This is a genomic window from Pseudoalteromonas sp. S3776, from assembly GCF_005886915.1.
In the GTDB taxonomy this organism is placed as follows: Bacteria; Pseudomonadota; Gammaproteobacteria; order Enterobacterales; family Alteromonadaceae; genus Pseudoalteromonas.
This window is the reverse complement of the sequence record NZ_PNCU01000210.1, coordinates 1-340: the sequence shown is the minus strand read 5'-3', so window position 1 is coordinate 340 and position 340 is coordinate 1. Positions and strand designations below refer to the sequence as shown.

The following is a 340-nucleotide window of genomic DNA, read 5'->3' as shown; positions in this document are numbered from 1 at the left end:
TCCGCCTGTAAGTTGGTTCAATCATTCGGGAGTACTCTGACTGTTCACGTACTCTTTCAATGTCTCAATAGTTGCACCTCCAGCGCTACAGGCAAAATAAGATCGTGACCACAACCTTCCAGATCTGCTCTGCGTCATAAGGTGCGTATTCAGCATTCTTAACCGTCTGGACGATACTGATTTCAAGTTATTCACCATGACACTGATCGCCAGCTTTGGGGGGTAAGCAATGAGTAGATGCACATGATCCTGTTCACCGTCCACTTCAAGCAAATCGCACTCCAGTTTTTCGCAGGAGCTTTCAAATGCTTCCTTCAATTGCTGGATCATGTGCCCATCA

Annotated in this window: 1 protein-coding gene; it reads right to left on the bottom strand. The window is 46.5% G+C overall.

Annotated elements, in window-relative coordinates; translation table 11 throughout:
• Positions 1 to 21 precede the first annotated feature (21 nt).
• Positions 22 to 340: IS200/IS605 family transposase (tnpA, locus tag CWC16_RS19655; protein WP_138542708.1), on the bottom strand; the 319-nt coding region annotated here is incomplete at its 5' end.